General features: G+C 61.9%; 17 protein-coding genes and 1 tRNA gene. 10 read left to right on the forward strand and 8 right to left on the reverse strand.

The window, feature by feature from the left end:
- The first annotated feature begins 100 nt into the window (after window positions 1-100).
- Window positions 101-373, forward strand: a complete 273-nt coding sequence (locus NKI10_RS24515) for a hypothetical protein (RefSeq protein WP_023818904.1) — start codon at window positions 101-103, stop codon at window positions 371-373.
- 38 nt (window positions 374-411) lie between these two features.
- Here NKI10_RS24515 and NKI10_RS24520 read toward each other — a convergent pair.
- Together NKI10_RS24520 and NKI10_RS24525 are read right to left on the reverse strand one after the other, a co-directional pair.
- A tRNA-Val gene (locus NKI10_RS24520) sits at window positions 412-486 on the reverse strand.
- 128 nt (window positions 487-614) lie between these two features.
- Window positions 615-1,298, reverse strand: coding sequence for a phosphoglycolate phosphatase (locus tag NKI10_RS24525; RefSeq protein ID WP_023818903.1), 684 nt, complete (start codon window positions 1,296-1,298; stop codon window positions 615-617).
- Between the two features lie 155 nt (window positions 1,299-1,453).
- Between NKI10_RS24525 and rpiA the strand changes: the two genes are divergently transcribed.
- From rpiA to gor, 3 genes are all read left to right on the forward strand, one after another.
- Window positions 1,454-2,185, forward strand: coding sequence for a ribose-5-phosphate isomerase RpiA (rpiA, locus tag NKI10_RS24530; protein WP_023820739.1), 732 nt, complete (start codon window positions 1,454-1,456; stop codon window positions 2,183-2,185).
- On the forward strand, window positions 2,172-2,807 hold the full coding sequence (locus tag NKI10_RS24535) for a DUF2059 domain-containing protein (RefSeq protein WP_023820740.1): 636 nt from the start codon (window positions 2,172-2,174) through the stop codon (window positions 2,805-2,807). The genes rpiA and NKI10_RS24535 overlap by 14 nt, the downstream gene beginning before the upstream one ends.
- A 124-nt stretch (window positions 2,808-2,931) precedes the next feature.
- A complete protein-coding gene (gene gor, locus NKI10_RS24540) occupies window positions 2,932-4,323 on the forward strand; it encodes a glutathione-disulfide reductase (protein ID WP_023825562.1) in 1,392 nt (463 codons plus the stop codon).
- A 73-nt stretch (window positions 4,324-4,396) separates the two neighbouring features.
- Here gor and mgtE read toward each other — a convergent pair whose 3' ends face one another.
- The gene (gene mgtE / locus NKI10_RS24545) at window positions 4,397-5,767 is read right to left on the reverse strand and encodes a magnesium transporter (RefSeq protein WP_352862161.1); all 1,371 of its coding nucleotides are present in this window, start codon (window positions 5,765-5,767) and stop codon (window positions 4,397-4,399) included.
- Between the two features lie 290 nt (window positions 5,768-6,057).
- Complete coding sequence (locus NKI10_RS24550) at window positions 6,058-7,944, reverse strand: ABC transporter ATP-binding protein/permease (RefSeq protein WP_023696128.1); 1,887 nt, start codon at window positions 7,942-7,944, stop codon at window positions 6,058-6,060.
- Between the two features lie 604 nt (window positions 7,945-8,548).
- Between NKI10_RS24550 and NKI10_RS24555 the strand changes: the two genes are divergently transcribed.
- Complete coding sequence (locus NKI10_RS24555) at window positions 8,549-8,983, forward strand: hypothetical protein (protein WP_352862162.1); 435 nt, start codon at window positions 8,549-8,551, stop codon at window positions 8,981-8,983.
- Between the two features lie 6 nt (window positions 8,984-8,989).
- Here NKI10_RS24555 and NKI10_RS24560 read toward each other — a convergent pair whose 3' ends face one another.
- Window positions 8,990-9,670 (reverse strand): DsbA family oxidoreductase, encoded by a 681-nt coding sequence (locus tag NKI10_RS24560; RefSeq protein ID WP_023755261.1) that lies wholly within the window; start codon window positions 9,668-9,670, stop codon window positions 8,990-8,992.
- A 49-nt stretch (window positions 9,671-9,719) separates the two neighbouring features.
- Window positions 9,720-11,540: an extracellular solute-binding protein gene (locus tag NKI10_RS24565; protein ID WP_352626257.1), complete on the reverse strand. Its 1,821-nt coding sequence runs from the start codon at window positions 11,538-11,540 to the stop codon at window positions 9,720-9,722.
- A 260-nt stretch (window positions 11,541-11,800) separates the two neighbouring features.
- Between NKI10_RS24565 and NKI10_RS24570 the strand changes: the two genes are divergently transcribed.
- A complete protein-coding gene (locus NKI10_RS24570) occupies window positions 11,801-12,424 on the forward strand; it encodes an invasion associated locus B family protein (RefSeq protein WP_023668972.1) in 624 nt (207 codons plus the stop codon).
- Window positions 12,425-12,505: 81 nt separating this feature from the next.
- Here the strand turns inward: NKI10_RS24570 and hspQ are convergent, their stop codons facing one another.
- Window positions 12,506-12,829, reverse strand: coding sequence for a heat shock protein HspQ (gene hspQ, locus NKI10_RS24575; protein WP_023668971.1), 324 nt, complete (start codon window positions 12,827-12,829; stop codon window positions 12,506-12,508).
- Between the two features lie 224 nt (window positions 12,830-13,053).
- Between hspQ and NKI10_RS24580 the strand changes: the two genes are divergently transcribed.
- Window positions 13,054-14,016 carry an AEC family transporter gene (locus tag NKI10_RS24580; protein ID WP_352862163.1) on the forward strand — a complete coding sequence of 321 codons (963 nt, stop codon included), beginning with the start codon at window positions 13,054-13,056 and terminating at the stop codon, window positions 14,014-14,016.
- On the opposite strand, the gene NKI10_RS24585 is transcribed toward NKI10_RS24580, so the two are convergent.
- On the reverse strand, window positions 13,993-15,204 hold the full coding sequence (locus NKI10_RS24585) for a UbiH/UbiF family hydroxylase (protein ID WP_352862164.1): 1,212 nt from the start codon (window positions 15,202-15,204) through the stop codon (window positions 13,993-13,995). The genes NKI10_RS24580 and NKI10_RS24585 overlap by 24 nt on opposite strands.
- Before the next feature lie 95 nt (window positions 15,205-15,299).
- Between NKI10_RS24585 and NKI10_RS24590 the strand changes: the two genes are divergently transcribed.
- The 3 genes from NKI10_RS24590 to pcsA are packed head-to-tail and all read left to right on the forward strand — an operon-like array spanning window position 15,300 to window position 17,643.
- The gene (locus tag NKI10_RS24590; RefSeq protein ID WP_023702251.1) at window positions 15,300-16,187 is read left to right on the forward strand and encodes a DUF2182 domain-containing protein; all 888 of its coding nucleotides are present in this window, start codon (window positions 15,300-15,302) and stop codon (window positions 16,185-16,187) included.
- A gap of 14 nt (window positions 16,188-16,201) precedes the next feature.
- The gene (locus NKI10_RS24595) at window positions 16,202-16,816 is read left to right on the forward strand and encodes a DUF1326 domain-containing protein (RefSeq protein WP_352862165.1); all 615 of its coding nucleotides are present in this window, start codon (window positions 16,202-16,204) and stop codon (window positions 16,814-16,816) included.
- The gene (gene pcsA, locus NKI10_RS24600; protein WP_023668966.1) at window positions 16,813-17,643 is read left to right on the forward strand and encodes a phosphatidylcholine synthase; all 831 of its coding nucleotides are present in this window, start codon (window positions 16,813-16,815) and stop codon (window positions 17,641-17,643) included. The genes NKI10_RS24595 and pcsA overlap by 4 nt, the downstream gene beginning before the upstream one ends.
- The last annotated feature ends 5 nt before the right edge of the window (window positions 17,644-17,648 follow it).

Consider the following 17,648-nt stretch of genomic DNA (forward strand, 5'->3'; position numbering starts at 1 on the left):
CGAGCCGGGCACCGGAAAGAAGTCGTTCGTCAAAAAGCCGTGATGCAGCGCTTCAAGATAGCGGCAATAATACGGGCTGGTTTTCATTCGGGGTTTTTACATGCGCACGCGTCACGCCGTCATGCTTGCACTTTCCGTACTTTCCATTCCTGCCGTCTCCATGCCGCTGCAGAAAGCCAGCGCGCTGGAGCCTGAAAAATACACGGTCTATTGCGCCAACGATCACATCGAGGTCACGTTCTGGGATCTCGAGCAGATGAAGGTGCGGAACGGCTCCGATGTCTGCCAGTTCCAGAGCTATACGAGCTACTCAAGCGCGTTGAACTTTGCGCAGAAGAATTTTGGTGGGGAAGGGGCGAGTTGCAGCTGCTAGGAGTGCTGGCTTGGAGTGTGCTGTTCCGGGAAAGAAAATGGTGGGCGATGCAGGGATTGAACCTGCGACCCCACCCGTGTGAAGGGTGTGCTCTCCCGCTGAGCTAATCGCCCGCTCGTTGCCCGAAGGCCAAGCGAGCCGCGATATAAGGGAGGCAGGCCGTTGAAGTCAAGGCGATGCGCCTGCCTTCTACGCCTGAAATAGGCAAGGGCGGACGCTGCCGCGCAATCGCCCGTTTCGTTCAGCCGGCCGCCGCAGCAATCAGCCGTTCCGCCAGGTCGAGCGTCAGCGCGTCGAAATGCGAAATCACCGCCGACGGCTCGAATTCCCTGACATGGCGGTCGGTGTAGCCGAAATCGACGGCAACCACGGGAATGCCGGCGGCCTTGGCCGTGTCGATGTCGGTCTGCGAATCGCCGACCATCAGCGCATGGGCCGGGTCGCCGCCGGCGAGCCGGATGGTTTCGGTGAGATGGCGCGGGTCGGGCTTGCGGAAGGCGAACGTGTCCTGGCCGGCGATCGCGGCGAAATGCTTTGTCAGGCCGAGCGCCCCAATCAGCGCTTTCGAATTCGCCTCATATTTGTTGGTGCAGATGGCAAGCAAATAGCCGGCCTTCTCGAAGCGGGCGATCGCCTCGACGACGCCGGGGTAGGGGCGCGACTTGCCGGGGATGTTGAGTGTGTAATGGTCGAGGAACAGCTTGAGCAACCTGTCGTGCTCGTCCACCGCCAGCGACTTCTGTTGCGCGGTATGTGCGCGCTCGATCATCACCCGTCCGCCCTGGCCGACAAAACGCCGGAAGCCGGCTTCGTCGACAGCGGCAAGCTCGCTGGCGGCAAGGCTGTGATTAAGGCTGTCGAGCAGATCCGGCGCCGTGTCGATCAGCGTCCCGTCGAGGTCGAACACGATGATCGGTTGGGTCATGGCCTGTCCTGTGGCTGATGCATTGCAGGCAGGCGATAGCGGCTGCGCTTCTTTCAGGCAAGCCGGTGCGAGCCAAAGTCTTTGACCCTGCGGGCAAAAGTGCTAGGAGCGCGCATCCAGAAAAATCAGAACCAAGCCAAATCCCCGGGGCGAGCATGGATGCGAGGCAGTTGAAGGTCGAGGCCGCGCGGGCAGCCCTTGCCCATGTCAGCGACGGCATGCGCATCGGCATCGGCACCGGGACGACGGCCGACGAATTCGTGCGGCTGCTGGCCGAAAAGATCGCCACCGGCTTGTCCGTCATCGGCGTGCCGACGTCGGAGCGCACCGCAGCCCTTTGCCGCGAACTTGGCGTGCCGCTGTCGACGCTTGAGGAAACGCCCGAGCTCGACCTTACCGTCGACGGCGCCGACGAGATCGACGCGGCGCTGACGCTGATCAAGGGTGGCGGCGGCGCGCTGCTGCGCGAGAAGATCGTCGCGGCGGCATCTCAGCGCATGATCGTCATTGCCGATCGCTCGAAGATGGTCGACACCCTTGGCCGGTTTCCCTTGCCGATCGAAGTCAACCAATTCGGCCTGTGCGCGACCGAAATCGCGGTCGCGGCAGCGGCCAAAAGTCTCGGCCTTTCCGGCCCGGTTACATTGAGGATGACGGGGGGCCAGCCTTTTGTTACAGACGGCGGCCATTTTATCCTCGATGCATCTTTTGGCCGCATTCCGGATACAAGAGCGCTTTCGAATGCTCTCCATGCCATTCCTGGTGTGGTCGAGCATGGTCTTTTCATCGGGCTGGCGTCAGCGGCCATCATCGCCGGCGGCGACGGCATCCAAACCGTCCATGCCGCCCGAAAACCAGGGAGTTCTACCGATCATGATGTTGCATAACCGGGTTCGCAATCTTTGCGCCGTTCTGGCGGCTTCGGCCGTTTTCGCCTTCTCTTCCCCGGCGTTCTCGCAGGAGATCACGGAATCGCATCTGAAGGCGGCACGGGCGGCGGTCACGGCAATCCACGCGACCGACTCGTTCGACAACATCCTGCCGCAAGCAGCGGCCTCGCTCGAGCAGCAGCTCATCCAGAAGAACCCTGATATGCAGGAGCTGATCGGCAAGACCGTCAGCGAGAAGGCACTGGCGCTGGCCTCGCGCCGTGCCGATCTGGAGAAGGAAGCAGCGCTCGCCTATGCCAAGGTGTTCTCCGAGAAGGATCTCACCGACATCGCCGCCTTCTACAATTCCGATGCCGGCAAGAAGCTGCTCGACAACGGCCCCAACGTGACGCGCGAACTGGTCAAGGCCGCCGACATCTGGCAGAACGGCCTGGCGCGCGATCTCGCCCAGCAGGTCGGCGAAACGCTGGCAGCAGCCGCGAAGGCCGCTGCTCCGGCCGCGCCTGCGCCGGATAACGCAACTGCCCCCGCCGATGGCGCTGCACCTGCCGATGGCGCTGCACCTGCCGACGGCGATGCGCCCGCAGACGGTGACCAGCCGGAAGCGCCGAAGAACTAAGACGTCTGATTTCGCCACCGGCATCCTTGCCGCTGGACCAGAAAGCCCGGTGGAAACCGGGCTTTTCTTTTGGCTTCATGCGGCCTACCTGTCTCAAACATTTCTTGAGGCAAGGAACAGCAGCATGGGCGGTTACGACTACGATCTCTTCGTGATCGGCGGCGGCTCCGGCGGGGTGAGAGCGGCGCGCGTGGCGGCAGCGCTCGGCAAGCGTGTCGGCATCGCGGAGGAATACCGCTATGGCGGCACCTGCGTCATCCGTGGCTGCGTGCCGAAAAAACTCTATGTCTATGCCTCGCAATTTCCCGAGCATTTTGCCGACGCCGCCGGCTATGGCTGGACGGTGCCGGAGGCGAGCTTCGACTGGCCGACGCTGGTCGCCAACAAGGACCGCGAGATTGCCCGTCTGGAAGCGATCTACGAAAAGAACGTGAAAGGCGCCGGCGGCGAGACGTTCCACTCGCGCGCCATGCTGGTCGACCCGCATGTCGTGCATCTCCTGGGCGATGACCGCACCGTCACCGCCGACCAGATCCTGATCGCCACCGGCGGCCGGCCGGCGCCGCACCCGGCGCTGCCCGGTCACGAGCATTGCATCTTTTCCAATGAGGTTTTCGACCTCAAGCAACTGCCGAAGGCGATCATGATCGAGGGCGGAGGCTACATCGCCGTCGAATTCGCCAATATCTTCCATGGCTTGGGCGTCGACACCACGCTGGTCTATCGCGGCAAGGAGATACTGTCACGCTTCGACATGGACCTGCGGCACATGCTGCACGAAACCATGGAAAAGAAGGGGATCAAGATCCTCTGCCACGCCGTGTCGGAATGGGTCCGCAAACGGCCGGACGGCAGGCTGGATGCGTTGGTCACCGGCGGCAAGGTACTGACGATCGACCAGGTCATGCTCGCCATCGGCCGCCTCCCAAACACTGAGAATATGGGCCTGGAAGGCGTCGGTATCGAGCTCGGCATAACCGGCGCCATCGTTGTCGACGAATATTCCCGCACCAACATCGACAACATCTGGGCGATCGGCGACGTCACCAACCGCGTGCAGTTGACGCCGGTGGCGATCCACGAGGCCATGTGTTTCATCGAGACCGCATTCAAGGGCAATCCGACCGCGCCCGACCACGACACCATTCCGACCGCCGTCTTCTCACAGCCGGAGATCGGCACCGTCGGGCTGTCCGAGGACGATGCCGTCAAGCGCTACGCCGATATCGAAATCTACCGCGCCACATTCCGGCCGATGCGGCACACGCTGTCGGGCCGCGACGAAAGGATGCTGACGAAGCTGGTGGTCGATGGCGCCACGCGAAAAGTGCTCGGCGCGCACATCCTCGGGCCGGACGCCGGCGAGATGGCGCAGTTGCTCGGCATTCCGCTGAAGGCCGGCGTCACCAAGGATGATTTCGACCGCACCATGGCCGTCCACCCGACGGCAGCGGAGGAACTGGTCACCATGTACAAGCCCACCTACCGCGTGAAGAACGGCGTGCGGGTCGATTGACGCCCGCGCGCTCGATCTTGAAGAACCCCCCATGGCAGCCGCTGTGCCACCGCGATGGGAGGCCTGAAGCTTATTACAACAAAGTGCCGCGCAGGATGACCAGCGCCACCGAGAAATAGATCACCAGGCCGGTGACATCGACCAGCGTGGCGACGAACGGCGCCGAGGCGCTCGCCGGATCGAAGCCGATCCGTTTCAGCGCGAACGGCAGCATCGACCCCGACAGCGAGCCGAAGGTGACGATACCGACAAGGGCTGCCCCCACGGTCGCCGCGATCAGCGGCCAATGCGGCCCATAATCGTAGAAGCCCATATACTGCCAGAGCGCGATGCGGCAGATGCCGACCACGCCGCCAAGCATGGCGCCGAGTACCAGGCCGGTTGGCAATTCGCGCAACGCCACCCGCCACCAGTCACGAAGGCCGATCTCGCGCAGCGCCAGCGCGCGAATGACGAGCGAGGTCGCCTGCGAACCGGAATTGCCGCCCGAGCTCATGATCAGCGGAATGAACAGAGTGAGCACGATCGCCTTCTCCAGTTCGCCTTCATAGCTTTGCATGGCGTTGGCGGTCAGCATCTCCGAGATGAACAGCGCGCACAGCCAGCCGCCGCGCTTCTTGATCATCGCGAGAAAGCTCATCTTCATGTAGGGCTCGTCGAGCGCCTCCATGCCGCCGAAACGATGCGCGTCCTCGGTCGTCTCCTCGATCATGGTGTCGATGATGTCGTCGATGGTGACGATGCCGAGGATCTTGCCGTGGTCGACGACGGGAACCGCGAGCAGGTCATATTTGGAGATCGTCTGCGCCAGTGTCTCGCGATCGGTCAGCGGCGTCACCGTCACCGGGGCGCGATCCGGCGCCACCGACAGGATCGGATCGTCCGGCTCGCCGGTGATCAGCCGGCGCAGGCCGGTCGAGCGCACCAGCACATGCGTGTCTGGATCGACGATGTAGATGGCGTAGACGGTCTCCCGCGTCCGCTCCACCTTGCGGATGTAGTCGAGCGTGCGCCCGACGGACCAGTCCGACGGCACGCTGACGAATTCGGTCGTCATGATTGAGGCGGCGCTGCCTTCGGGATAGCCGAGAATGGAAAGCAGCGTTGCCCGCAGCGGCGGGACCAACCCGCCGAGCAGCTCGGAGCGCGTCGGCTCATCCAGCTCTCGCAGAATATCGGCGGCGCGGTCGACCGACATGGCGGTCAGCAGCTTGCACGCCTTGGCGCGCGGCAGCGCCTCGGCCAGATCGGAGGCGCCGTCGAGTTCAGGCTGGTCGAAGATCTCGACCAGCCGCTCGAACGGCATTTCGCAAAGCAGTTCTATCGCGGTATCGCGAGCTTCCCGGTTCAGGGCCTCGACGACATCGGCGACGTGATCATTGGCAAGGATACGCGCGATAGCGACGGCATCGTCGCCCGCTACGACGGGGGTAAATTCGTTCATGGCTCACTCCTTGCCGTCCGGCGGGACGTGAGCCGTTAGAGGTCACATCGAGGCGGACGGCGGTTGCGTTCGACTACTGTCGCCAGGCATGGCGCGGTGACCTTTCTGCTCGCGGGTTCGAGTTGGAATTCAGCGAGCGGGCGCAACATAGGAGCGCATCTTGGCGAGTCAATCGCGGGGGTGGCGGAAAACAGCCGGGAGCCGGCCCAATCGCGAGACTGTGATGATTATTGAAGGGGGAGGGAGCGAGTGCCCCGCCGCCAGTGGCGGAACGCGCTTCGGCGTGGCTGCTATTTCTGCTTCAGCCGGCGTGAAAAACGCATCCATTTGTCCTCGACCGGCCGCGGCTGCGTAAGGATGGTGGTGAGCTCGCGCGGAAGGTTCGGAACAAGCGGCCTCTTGGTGGCGACGCCGTCGGCGATCGCGACCACGCTATGGTAGAATTCCTCGCCCGAGGCCGAACGTGGCGGCACCGCCTCATGCATGATGCTGATCACCGTGACATCGGGACAGTTGTCCTTGATGGCCTGGTGGAAGGCGATCTTGCCATCCGGATCGAGCGCGCCGGTCGCTTCGTCGAGGAACAACAGTCCCGGTTGCTGCAGCACGATGCGGGCCACAACCAGCTTCTGCTTCTGGCCGCCGGACAGCAGCTGGTCCCAGATCTTTCCCTCGCGGCTTTCATCGGCCATGTGTTCGATGAAATCGCCAAGGCCGGCCTTGTGCAGGGCTGCCGCGACCTGCGCATCGCCATAGTCGTCCTCGGAGCCGGGCAGGCACACCAGCTGCTTCAGCGACACCAGCTGCAGCTTGACCTCCTGTGCGGCATAGAAGCTCCTCACACCGTCAGGGAAGACGATGGTGCCGCGGCCATAAGGCCACAAGCCGTTGATCGCCTTGATCAGCGAAGTCTTGCCGCAGCCGGATTCGCCCTTGAGGAATGCCCACTCGCCGCGCCGAAAGCGCAGATTGGCTGCGCTCAGGAACGGCGTGGCGTCTTCACCCTGATGCGCCAGTTCAAGCTTCTGGATGGTCAGGCCGAAGACCGGGTTCTGGCTGGCATAGTGGAAATCGGAACGGCCGGTCTGGCTGTAGAATTCCTGCGGCTGTTGGACGTTTTCAATGGCGTGCGCCAATTCAATGACGCGCTGGCTGTTGGCCCGCAAGGTGGCGAGACTCGGCATGACATGGATGAACCAGGAACATTTGCTGATCAGCGCGTTGACCTGCTCGGAACCGGTTATGTAGCCCTTGAGGTCGACGCCGTTGTGGATGAACGGCACCAGACCAGGTCCGTAGGCGACAACTTTGGCCCCGACGAAATTATAGACCGATTCGAATCCCGCATAGAGGGTGTTGACGATGTTGAGCTTCGACCAGGTGGTATCGATATCGAGATAGAGCCGTCCATGTATCGTCTTTTGCACGTCTTCGCCTTGCGACGCCGACACATGGAAACTGCGGCGCAACAAGGTGATCAGCTCGCTGCGATAGGTGCCTTCGGCCTTCTGCATCCTGACATTGAGCCACTCCAGCATTCCGCCGAGTTTGATCGCGATCCAGGTATTGACGGGCACATAGATGGCAACCGCCAGCAGAGCGAGGACGGCGCTGCCATAGCTGCCGAGGGCATCCAGGCCTTTTACCTCCACGGAATTCGCCAGCAAAGCGCCGCCGACAAAATAAAGTGAGGTGAAGACGCCGAAGACACCTTGGGCAAGCCCGATGGCGCCGCCCGCCATGTCTTTGATGGATTCCTGCACGCGCTGATCGATGTTGTCGGGCGCTGGCGCATCTGGCGAGCCATTCTGAGCGTGGTAGTGAGTATGGTTGGTATCAAGCAGCGCCGCATTGAAACGCGCGTTCAACCAGGCGCGCCATTTGCGATGCAATGTCGCCGATACAAATTTGCAGGCGCCTATGATTCCCATGTCCTTGAACACGACCAGCAGCACAAGCAGGCCGGCATTGGTAAGCACTGATTCAAGGGGCGTGGTATTCGCGGCGTCGTGGAAAAAAGCGATTGAGGCTGCCAGTTCGCCCGCCAACACGGTAAACCAGACGTCGGCCTTGCTCGACAGGGCTATGATGAGTGCGAGGACGACGGTGAGAGCCCAGGCCTCTCTCCACCGATCCGAGAACCAGTAGGCCCGCATCAGTCCCCAGAAGGTCCGCATCGACGATACTGGCGTCAGGGGCGACGGCCCGGCGGGGGCGTCGCGGTTCCAAAGTGCCGATATTGAACGTCGCGGTCTGTCGACCCGAATCACAATCCCGCCCAAACCTTTTTAGTTTTGTTACGGATAGTAACACCAATTGATCATTTTCTATGAATTTTATCCCGGCGAATGTGAAGCAGCCCACCCGCCGTTGCCATGAGGCAACAGTTGGTGCTGCGAGACCGCCGTCTTTGGGCCGAATTTGTCCTTTGTTTCAATGTGTTGCGAGAACGCTCAGATGTGCGAATATATTCCCTGAGGGAAGGCTCATACACGGCTTTGTGACCAAAAGGCCTGCCCGTCGGCCGGTTTTCCCACCGCGCGCTAACCGGATCGCCCGAAAAATTGCCGTCCGTGATCGCCCCAGGCCGCCCGAATCATTTCACCGGCCATCATGGTTGGGCACGCAAGATCGTCGCTCCTGCACGGCGACTGCTCATGAGTTGGCCCACGCTTTTTAGCTGCAGCTCAACACCGTTTGACAATCAAGCGCACTGGAATGAACCTTGCCGGGCACTGTCGGCACCGATGCATGTCCGGTCCCCAACAAGGAAGCTCCCCAATGCTTGCACGCGCAGCCGTTCCCGCAATGGTGACGCTCTTTGCCTGGCTGCCTCTTGCGCATGCCGTCAGCCAGACCATTCCGGCAAGCGCCGAAGGGCAAATCGAGTTCAATGCTCCGTCCGGCAACATCGGCTGCATCTACACGCCGAAGGGCGGCACCAGCACCTACGAACCACAGGATGGCGTTCCGGAACTGAGCTGTTCGCGCGTCGAGCCCAGCTACGTCACCGTGATCCTTGGGCCGAACGGCCCGGCGACCTTGATCAAGAATCCGGGAGAGCAGGGCTGCTGCAGCGATGTCGCGAAGCTGGCCTATGGCAACAGCTGGAGCAAAGGGCCGTTTACCTGCCAGTCGTCAACCAAGGGACTGACCTGCACGGGCAGCAACGGGCATGGCTTCTTCCTCAGCAAAGCCAAGGTGACGGTGAAATAACTTCGGTCAGCCGGCCTTTTCCAGCTCGCCCTTGGCCTTTGCAGCCGCGACCTGGCGGATGGCATCCGTCAGCGTGTCGGGGTCCTGCGCGCCCATGACGGCGTATTTGCCTTCGAGCAGGAAACACGGCACGCCGGTGATCCCCATCCGCGATGCCGTGGCGATTTCTGTGCGCACCTCCTCGACGTCGGCATCGGTCGGCAACAGCGTTTCGACCACGGCAGCGTCCATGCCTGCCTCGCGGGCGGCATCGACCAGCACGGCGTGGTCGCCAATATTGCCGCCTTCCTCGAAATACAGCTGGAACAGCCGGCGCACGAGCCGGTTCTGCACGGCTTCACCGGCGGCACCGGCCCAGCGGATGACACGATGCGCGTCCAGCGTGTTGGCGGCCACCTTGATGGCGTCGAAAGCGAAATCGATGCCTTCGGCTTCGCCGAGCGGCTCTATGCGGGCATGCATCTGACGGATGCGCTCGTCGCTGCCGAATTTGGCCAGCATGTATTCGCGCCGGTCCTTGCCCTCGGGCGGGATGGTCGGGTCGAGCTGGAACGGCCGCCAGCGCACATGAACCTCAACGTCGCCGGCAGCGGCAATCGCTTTATCCAGCCGCTTCTGGCCGACGAAGCACCAGGGGCAGACGACGTCGGAAACCACGTCGACGGTAATGGAATTGTCATCGCTCATCTTGATCTCCTGCAGCCGAACGTTTCAGCGAGACCGATCTCGGCCACGCTCAGTTCGGCTTGCGCCACCAGGTCGGCCATTGATAACCGAATATGGGCGTCTTTTTGGGATGGTCCAGGTAATTCCAGTAAGCGAGCCATTGCTGCGCGTTGTACTGCATCGGCACCATGTAATTGCCGGAGATCAGCAATCGGTCGAGCACGCGCACGGCGGCGACATAGTCTTCCTTGGTCCGTGCTCTCAGCATCGCGTCGATCGCCGCGTCGACCGCCGGATCGGCGACGCCGGCCAGATTGAATGAACCTTCTCTTTTGGCCTCTGAAGAACCCCAGCGAAGGTTCTGCTCCATACCGGGAGACAGCGAGTTGCTGAACCCGCTCGACCCGACAAGAACCTCAAAGTCGAAACGCTGCTTGCGCGACTGGATCTGGTCGGCCTCGAGGCTGCGGATGGTCACCGCGATGCCGATCTTTTCCAGCGAGCGCTGATAGATGGCGGCAAAGCGTTCCTCGTCCTGCGAGGCCGTCAGGATCTCGAAACCGAACGGGTTTCCCTTTGGGTCCAGCAGGACCCCGTCCTTGACGGTGTAGCCCTGGCTCTTCAGCAGGTCGAACGCCACCTTCAGCACCTTACGGTCCTGGCCGGTGCCGTCATTCACCGGCGGGCGCCAGCTGCCGTCCATGACATCGGCCGGCACGCGGCCGGGGTAGGGCGCCAGCAGCGCCTTTTCCCTGTCGCTGGCGGGATGGCCGAGCGCGGAAAGTTCGGAATTCTGCCAGTAGCTCATCGTGCGCGTGTACTTACCGCCGAACAGGTTCTTGTTGGCCCATTCGAAGTCGTAGAGCATGCCGAGCGCGCGCCGCACCTCCGGATTGGAAAACTTCTCCAGCCGCGTGTTGAACAGGAACCCGGTCACCACGGGCGGTATGCCGGTGTCGAAGGTCTCGGCGATCACCTGGCCGCGATGAAAGGCGGGAAAATCGATATCGCGCTCGCGCTTGACCGGATCGCCCTCATCGTAAATGGCGCAGATGCCTTTCTTGAACGCTTCCGTCTTGGCATTGGCGTTGAGGAAGTACTCGATGGTGATCTGGTCGTAGTTGTCGAAGCCGCGCTTGGAAGGGATGTCCTTGCCCCAGTAATTCGGATTGCGCTTGAAGACGATGCGCTGTCCCGGCTGCACCTTGTCGATGGTGTAGGGACCGCTGCCGATCACCGGCTTCAGCGTCGTCTTGTCGAAGGTATCCTTGTTGAAGGCGTGCTTTGGGATGATCGGCGTCAGCGCGATGATCAAGGGGGTCTCGCGATTGGCCTTGTCGTTGAAGGTGAAGCGCACGCTGTGATCGCCGGTCTTTTCGAGCTTGGCGATCAGGCTCATGCGATCCCTGTAGGGCGGGCGGCCCTTGTCGGTGAAGACATCGTAGGTGAACAGCACGTCATCCGGCGTCACCGGCTCACCGTCCGACCACTTCGCATTTGGATTAAGGTGGAATTCGATCGATTTGCGCTCCAGGTCCATATCGGCTGTGTCTGCGAGCAGGCCATAGAGGGTGAAGGCCTCGTCGTAGTTGCGCATCATCAACGGCTCGAAGACGAGATTGCCGAAAATGAGGTCCTGCATGCCGCGCGCCGTGGTGCGCAGGCTCTTCAGGATGAACGGGTTCAGATTGTCGAAGCTGCCGACGACGCAGTAAGTGATGTTGCCGCCCTTGGGCGCATCGGGATTGACGTAGTCGAAATGCTGGTAGTCGGCTGGCAGCGCCGGCTCGCCCTGCATGGCGATGGCATGTTTCGGTTCCGACATCGCCACGCCGGGTGCAAAGGCGAAGAACGAGATTGCGGCGATCAGCCAAACAAGAATGCGGCCCATGACCGTCTCCTTACTGGGCGGCTTGATGATTCGGAGTGCACCCTAACATGGCGCCGCGGCGCTCCGGCCAGATACATTAATCCAAATCGCACGACCCAAATTGCGAGGCCAAGAATTGCAGGCGGCGGGCTGGATTCGGCTGCTCATGCAGTGTAACACGCGCTCCGAAGTCATTCTGTTGCCTCAATTCGGCAACAGGTAGCAGGACCACACGGCGCGAAGAAGCCGGTCCCGGGATCATTTGAGAGGAAATGCACGACATGACGAGCCTGAACAGCAACGCATACCGCCTTTCGGTCCTGGCCGCGGGCGTGGTCGGCTTTCTGGGCGCCGGACTTCCCACCGCTTCGGCACAGCAACAGATTCCGCAGGGTTGGTTCAAGGCCTGCACCAAGCAGGAAGATGTCGACATCTGCAATGTCCAGAACATCATCACTGCCGGCAACGGCCAGTTCGTCACCGGCGTCAGCCTGATCGAGTTGAAGGGCAAGGTAAACCGCAAGGTCTTCCAGGTCACGGTTCCCCCAGGTCGCCTGGTGCCCCCCGGCATCGCCCTGCAAATAGACGCCGGCAAGGCGACGAAGCTGGATTATGTCATTTGCTTCGCCGACCGTTGCGTTGCCGAAGTGCCGCTGACCGACGCGCTCGTCGCTTCCTTCAAGAAGGGACAGGCGATCACGCTGACCTCGATCAACTTCCAGAGTCAGCCAAATCCAATCAAGGTTGCCTTGACCGGCTTCAGCGGCGCCTTTGACGGCGCGCCGCTGCAGCAGTCGGACATCGAGGACCGGCAGAAAAAACTTCAGGATTTCGTCGTCAAGAACAACCAGGACTTCGCCAAGAAGCTCAAGGACGAGCAGGCCAAGGCCAAAGCCGCCAACTAATCGCCGGGACAGATACCGGAGCGACAAAAAGCGGGGTCATGCCCCGCTTTTTTGTTGTCGTCACGTCGATGCAAGGTGATGTCAGTGTCTCGACTGGCGTTTTGGCTCATAGCGTCCGTCGGGCCGCTTGTCGAACATCTCGCCGATCTGTGGATGCCGGACCGGTTCGCCCGATTGATCCTCGAGCAGGTTCTGCTCGGAGACATAGGCGATGTATTCGGTTTCCGAATTCTCGGCGAGCAGATGGTAGAACGGCTGGTCCTTGCGCGGCCGCACGTCGGCCGGGATGGCTTCGTACCATTCGTCGGTGTTGGCGAATTGCGGATCGACATCGAAAATGATGCCGCGGAACGGAAACAGCCGATGACGAACCACCTGTCCGATCGAAAATTTGGCCGTTTTCATCATACTCACCACTAAGCCTCTAGAGCGCCCGGCGTCCCCTCGAATGTGCGAAGAGCGCTCTAAGACTTTGAATTTACACACACCGTGGCCAAAAATCGAGCCCGACTTAGGTCTGGGATCAGGCTTTATTTGGCGCAGATAGCGTGTCAGTTCAATGCCGAAGCGCTTGACGCCTGATGAAGCTACGGGCTAGCCCGGTCCCGGGGTTTCGGGCCAGGGCAAAAATGTCTGACATTGTCGGTCTTGTTCTTCCGTTCTTCGGGCTGATTTTCATCGGCTTTCTGGTCGCGCGCATGACCAGGCAGCCGCTGGAAGCGCTTGGCTGGATGAACACCTTCATCGTCTATGTCGCGCTTCCTGCCCTGTTCTTCCAATTGCTGGCCCGCACGCCGTTCGAACAGTTGACCGAATGGCGCTTCATCTTCGGCTCGGTATTTTCCACCTACACGATCTTCTCGATCATGTTCGTATGGTCGGTGACGGCGTCGCGCGGCGAGATCGCCCAGTCGACGATCAAGGCGCTGGCCGCGGCCTACGGCAATATCGGCTATATGGGGCCGGGGCTGGCGCTGCTCGCCTTCGGCGAACAGGCGGCGGTTCCCGTCGCGCTGATCTTCTGCTTCGAAAATATCATGCATTTCGCCATCGCGCCGATGATGATGGCGCTGTCGGGCGACGACAAGACATCGCCGTGGCGGCTCATCCTCGGCGTAGTCAGGAAAATCGTCCTGCACCCGTTCATCATCGCGACCGCGCTTGGCGTCGGCGCCGCCTATCTCGGCTTTCACCCACCGCAGCCGGTCGATCGCCTGCTCGAATATCTGTCTCGGGCGGCCGCCCCTTGCGCCCTGTTTGCCATGGGCGTGACGCTTGCGCTCCGGCCCCTCAACCGCGTGCCGCATGAGTTGGCGTCGATCGCGGCGCTGAAGCTGATCCTGCATCCATCGCTCTGCTACGTCGTGCTGAGCTGGATCGGGAACTTTTCCGAAATCTGGGTTTTTTCAGCCGTGCTTTTGGCGGCATTACCGACCGCAACCAACGTCTTCGTCATCGCCCAGCAATATGGCGTCTGGGTGCAACGCGCGTCGGCCAGCGTGCTGATCACCAACTGCCTCTCGGTGCTGACGGTGACCGGGCTGCTCTACATGATCCGCCACGGCATCTTACCGCCGGACCTGTTTCCCTGAACCGCCGGTAAGCGCCGCAAAGCCGCTGCCCGGCCTCAAGCCTTCGCGCATGAAAAAGGCGCGCAGCGGCGCGAAACTGCCGAGCACATTGAGGCCGGCGCTGCGTGCCATCTGCGCCGGCAACATGTCCGACAGCAACGACATGTTAAGCAGGTTGACCGCGCCCGAACGCGCCAGAACGTCGGGACGGCGCCTGGAATCATAGGCGGCCAAAGCCCTTGCGGCGCCAGGGTCGCCGCGATTTTCACCAGCGATTCCAATCAGATCCTCGACGTCCCTGATGCCGAGGTTGAGACCTTGGGCTCCGATCGGCGGGAACACATGTGCAGCCTCGCCGACCAGCGCCACACGGTTTTGCGCGAAGCGCCCGGGCGATGCCGCCGACAGCGGGTAGATCTGCCGACCGGGCTCGACCGACACCCGGCCCAGCATCGACTGCATCTGCTGCTCGACACGCTCGGAAAGCGTCGCGTCATCGAGTGCGGCGAGGTCCTTCGCCGTCTCCGGTTTCACCACCCAGACGAGGCTGGAGCGGTTGCCGGGCAGCGGCACCTGGGTGAACGGCCCGGTCTCTGTGTGGAACTCGGTCGAGGTGAAGCCGTGTTCGCTGCGATGGCCAAAATTCAGCACCAGCGCCGCTTGGCGGTAGGATCGCACCGAGGCCACTATGCCTGCCGCCTCGCGCGCCGGCGACAGGCGCCCATCGGCAGCGACCGCAAGCGCGGCCGAGACTTCGCGACCATCAGTCAAGACGGCATGCGCCTGATCGGCGTCCAGACGCCAACTCTCGACCATCGACGTCAGCCATTCGATGCCGGGATGCGCCGCGACGGACTTGGCCAGCGTCGGGTTCAGCGCACTGTTGGGCAGGTTGAGCCCGAACTGCTCCTCGCCGATCTCTATGGCGCGAAAAGTCACCACCGGGCTGCGGATCAGCCGGCTGGTCGCATCGACGATGCGCATGACCTTCAGCGGCGCGGCCTTCGGCGCAAGTTCGGCCAGCACGCCCAGCCGATCGAGAACCTTGAGAGCAGGGTTCATCAGCGCCGTGGTCCGGCCATCGGGCCCGCCTGCTTCGGGTCCGACCAGGGTTACCGGAAAGCCCGCCTCGGCGAAACCGAGCGCCGCGATCAGTCCGGCAGGGCCGCTGCCGGCTACCAGTATCCGTGCTGTCTCGCGATGATCCAAATTGGACTTCCAGTTTGCGATGCAGGTGTCTACCCATGGATATAGGTCAGACCATGCGGCTTGATCAACGCGGCGATTAGGCTCATTCGGTTGTCATGACCGGCCAGCAGGACGATTTCAGCCATCTCGACCGCGCCGGCCGCGCCACGGCAAGCCTGGCCCGCAGCCCCCGCCTGACGGTCAACATCGCCATCGCCGGCGGCATTCTGCTCGCCTGGTTCATTCTCGGCGCCATGGCGATCCGCGGCGCCGAAGGCCGGCTCCCCGGCGTACCAGGCGATGTGGTCCTGCGATATCTGCCGCAACTGCCGCTGCCGGATGTCCTCGACCGCTTCTTCGGCATGTGCCTGACGCCCGCACCACTTGATGCCGGCGGCGCACCGGTTCTGGCGCTGATCGTGATGTGGTTTTTGATGGCCGTGGCGACGATGCTGCCGTCGGCGGCGCCGATGATCCGTACCTATTGTGAAATCGCCGACACCGCCCGCATCAAGGGCGAGCCGGTGGCCCACCCGCTGGTCCTGGTTGCCGGCTACCTCTCGACATGGCTTGTCGCCTCTATCGGCTTCGCGGTGCTGACGTTGCTCGTCCACGCATTTGCGTCCTCCGCTCGATTGCTCGATCCGGTGAGCGGCCTTGCCGCGGCGGCCGCGCTGCTGGTTGCCGGCCTCTACCAGTTCAGCAGCCTCAAGCAGGCCTGCCTGACAAAATGCCGGAACCCGTTCTCGACACTGTTTTCCAACTGGAGCGCGGAGCCTGGTGGCATCTTCCGGCTAGGGCTGAAGCAGGGCCTGTGGTGCCTCGGCTGCTGCTGGGCGCTGATGCTGGTGATGTTTGCCGTCGGCGCGATGAACGTGTTCTGGATGGCGCTGATCGGCCTGTTCACCTTGATCGAAAAACAGACCACCGGCAGCCTTCCAACCCGAGTGGCCGGTGCGATACTGCTTGTCTGGGTAGTCGCCCTGCTAGTAGTCTCGGCATGACGGGGGATAATTCCATGGCAGAGCAAGGCTGGGCAATGAAAGGAGAGCTCGTACTCTCCTGCAATTGCACGGTTTTTTGTCCTTGCGTGCTGTCGCTTGGCAGCCATCCGCCGACGGAGGGTTATTGCCAGACCTGGGCGGGCTTCCGCATCGACGCAGGCCATTTCGGCGAGGTCGACCTGTCCGGCCTCAATCTCGGTCTGGTCATGGAAATCCCCGGCTATATGAGCCGCGGCAACTGGACCGCAGGCCTGTTCATCGACAAGCGCGCCTCCGTCTACGCGGTGAAAGCGCTGACAAGGATCTTCACCGGAAAGGCCGGCGGAACCACCGCGCTGTTGTCGATCCTTGTCGGCAAGTTCCTCGGCGTCGAGCAGGTGCCGATCACCTATGAGACGCGTGACAAGACCCGCATTTTCCAGATACCGAAGATCATCGACGGGGCGGTCACTGCGATTCCCGGCAAGGATCGCGAGAAGGATACCGTGATCGGCAACTCGGAATACTGGATCGCGCCGGAGATCATCGTGGCCAGGTCCGACAAGAGCAAGATGCGGGCTTTCGGCCGCAACTGGAACTTTGCCGGCCGCTCGGCCGAAATCTGCAAACTGGATTGGCGGGGCCCGTGAGCAAGAACACAACCGCCAGAAACGCCGCCAAAAAGATCACCGACCGGATTCCGAGGCCGAAGAAAAAGGTCACCTGGCCGCAGGCGCGGGCATTCTCGGTGCATCTGTTGACCGCGTCTGGCTCGTTCCTGGCCTTCCTGTCTCTGGTGGCGGCAAGCGAGCAACGCTGGACGGCGATGTTCTGGTGGCTGGGGCTGGCGCTGTTCGTCGACGGCATAGACGGGCCGATCGCGCGCAAGCTCGAGGTCAAGGAGATCCTGCCGACCTGGTCGGGCGAACTCCTCGACAACATCATCGACTATGTCACCTATGTGCTGATCCCCGCCTTCGCGCTCTACCAGCGCGGCTTCATGGGCGAAGGGCTGTCGTTCCTGTCGGCGGCCATCATCGTGGTGTCCAGCGCCATCTATTATGCCGACACCGGAATGAAGACGAAGGAGAACTTCTTCAAAGGCTTTCCGGTGGTCTGGAACATGGTCGTGTTCACGCTGTTCGTCATCGAGCCGGGACAGTGGGTGTCCTTCGGCGTCGTCGTGGCGGCCGGCATCCTCACCTTCGTGCCGATCAACTTCATTCACCCCGTGCGGGTGGTGCGGCTGCGGCCAATTAATCTTGGCATGACGCTGCTCTGGTGTGCTTTCGGTGCGCTGGCGCTGGCGCAGGCGGCCCTTGCCGCCTTCTACGACCAGATCGGCGTTTTGGGCGAACAGGTCAGCGTCTTTACCAAGGTCGGCATCACCATCACCGGACTTTACCTCGCCTGCATCGGCGGTATCATGCAGTTCTTCCCCAAACTCGGCGCCAAGCCGGACACTAAGAAAGCCTGACCGCA

This window comes from Mesorhizobium sp. M0802, from assembly GCF_040320115.1.
Taxonomy (GTDB): domain Bacteria; phylum Pseudomonadota; class Alphaproteobacteria; order Rhizobiales; family Rhizobiaceae; genus Mesorhizobium.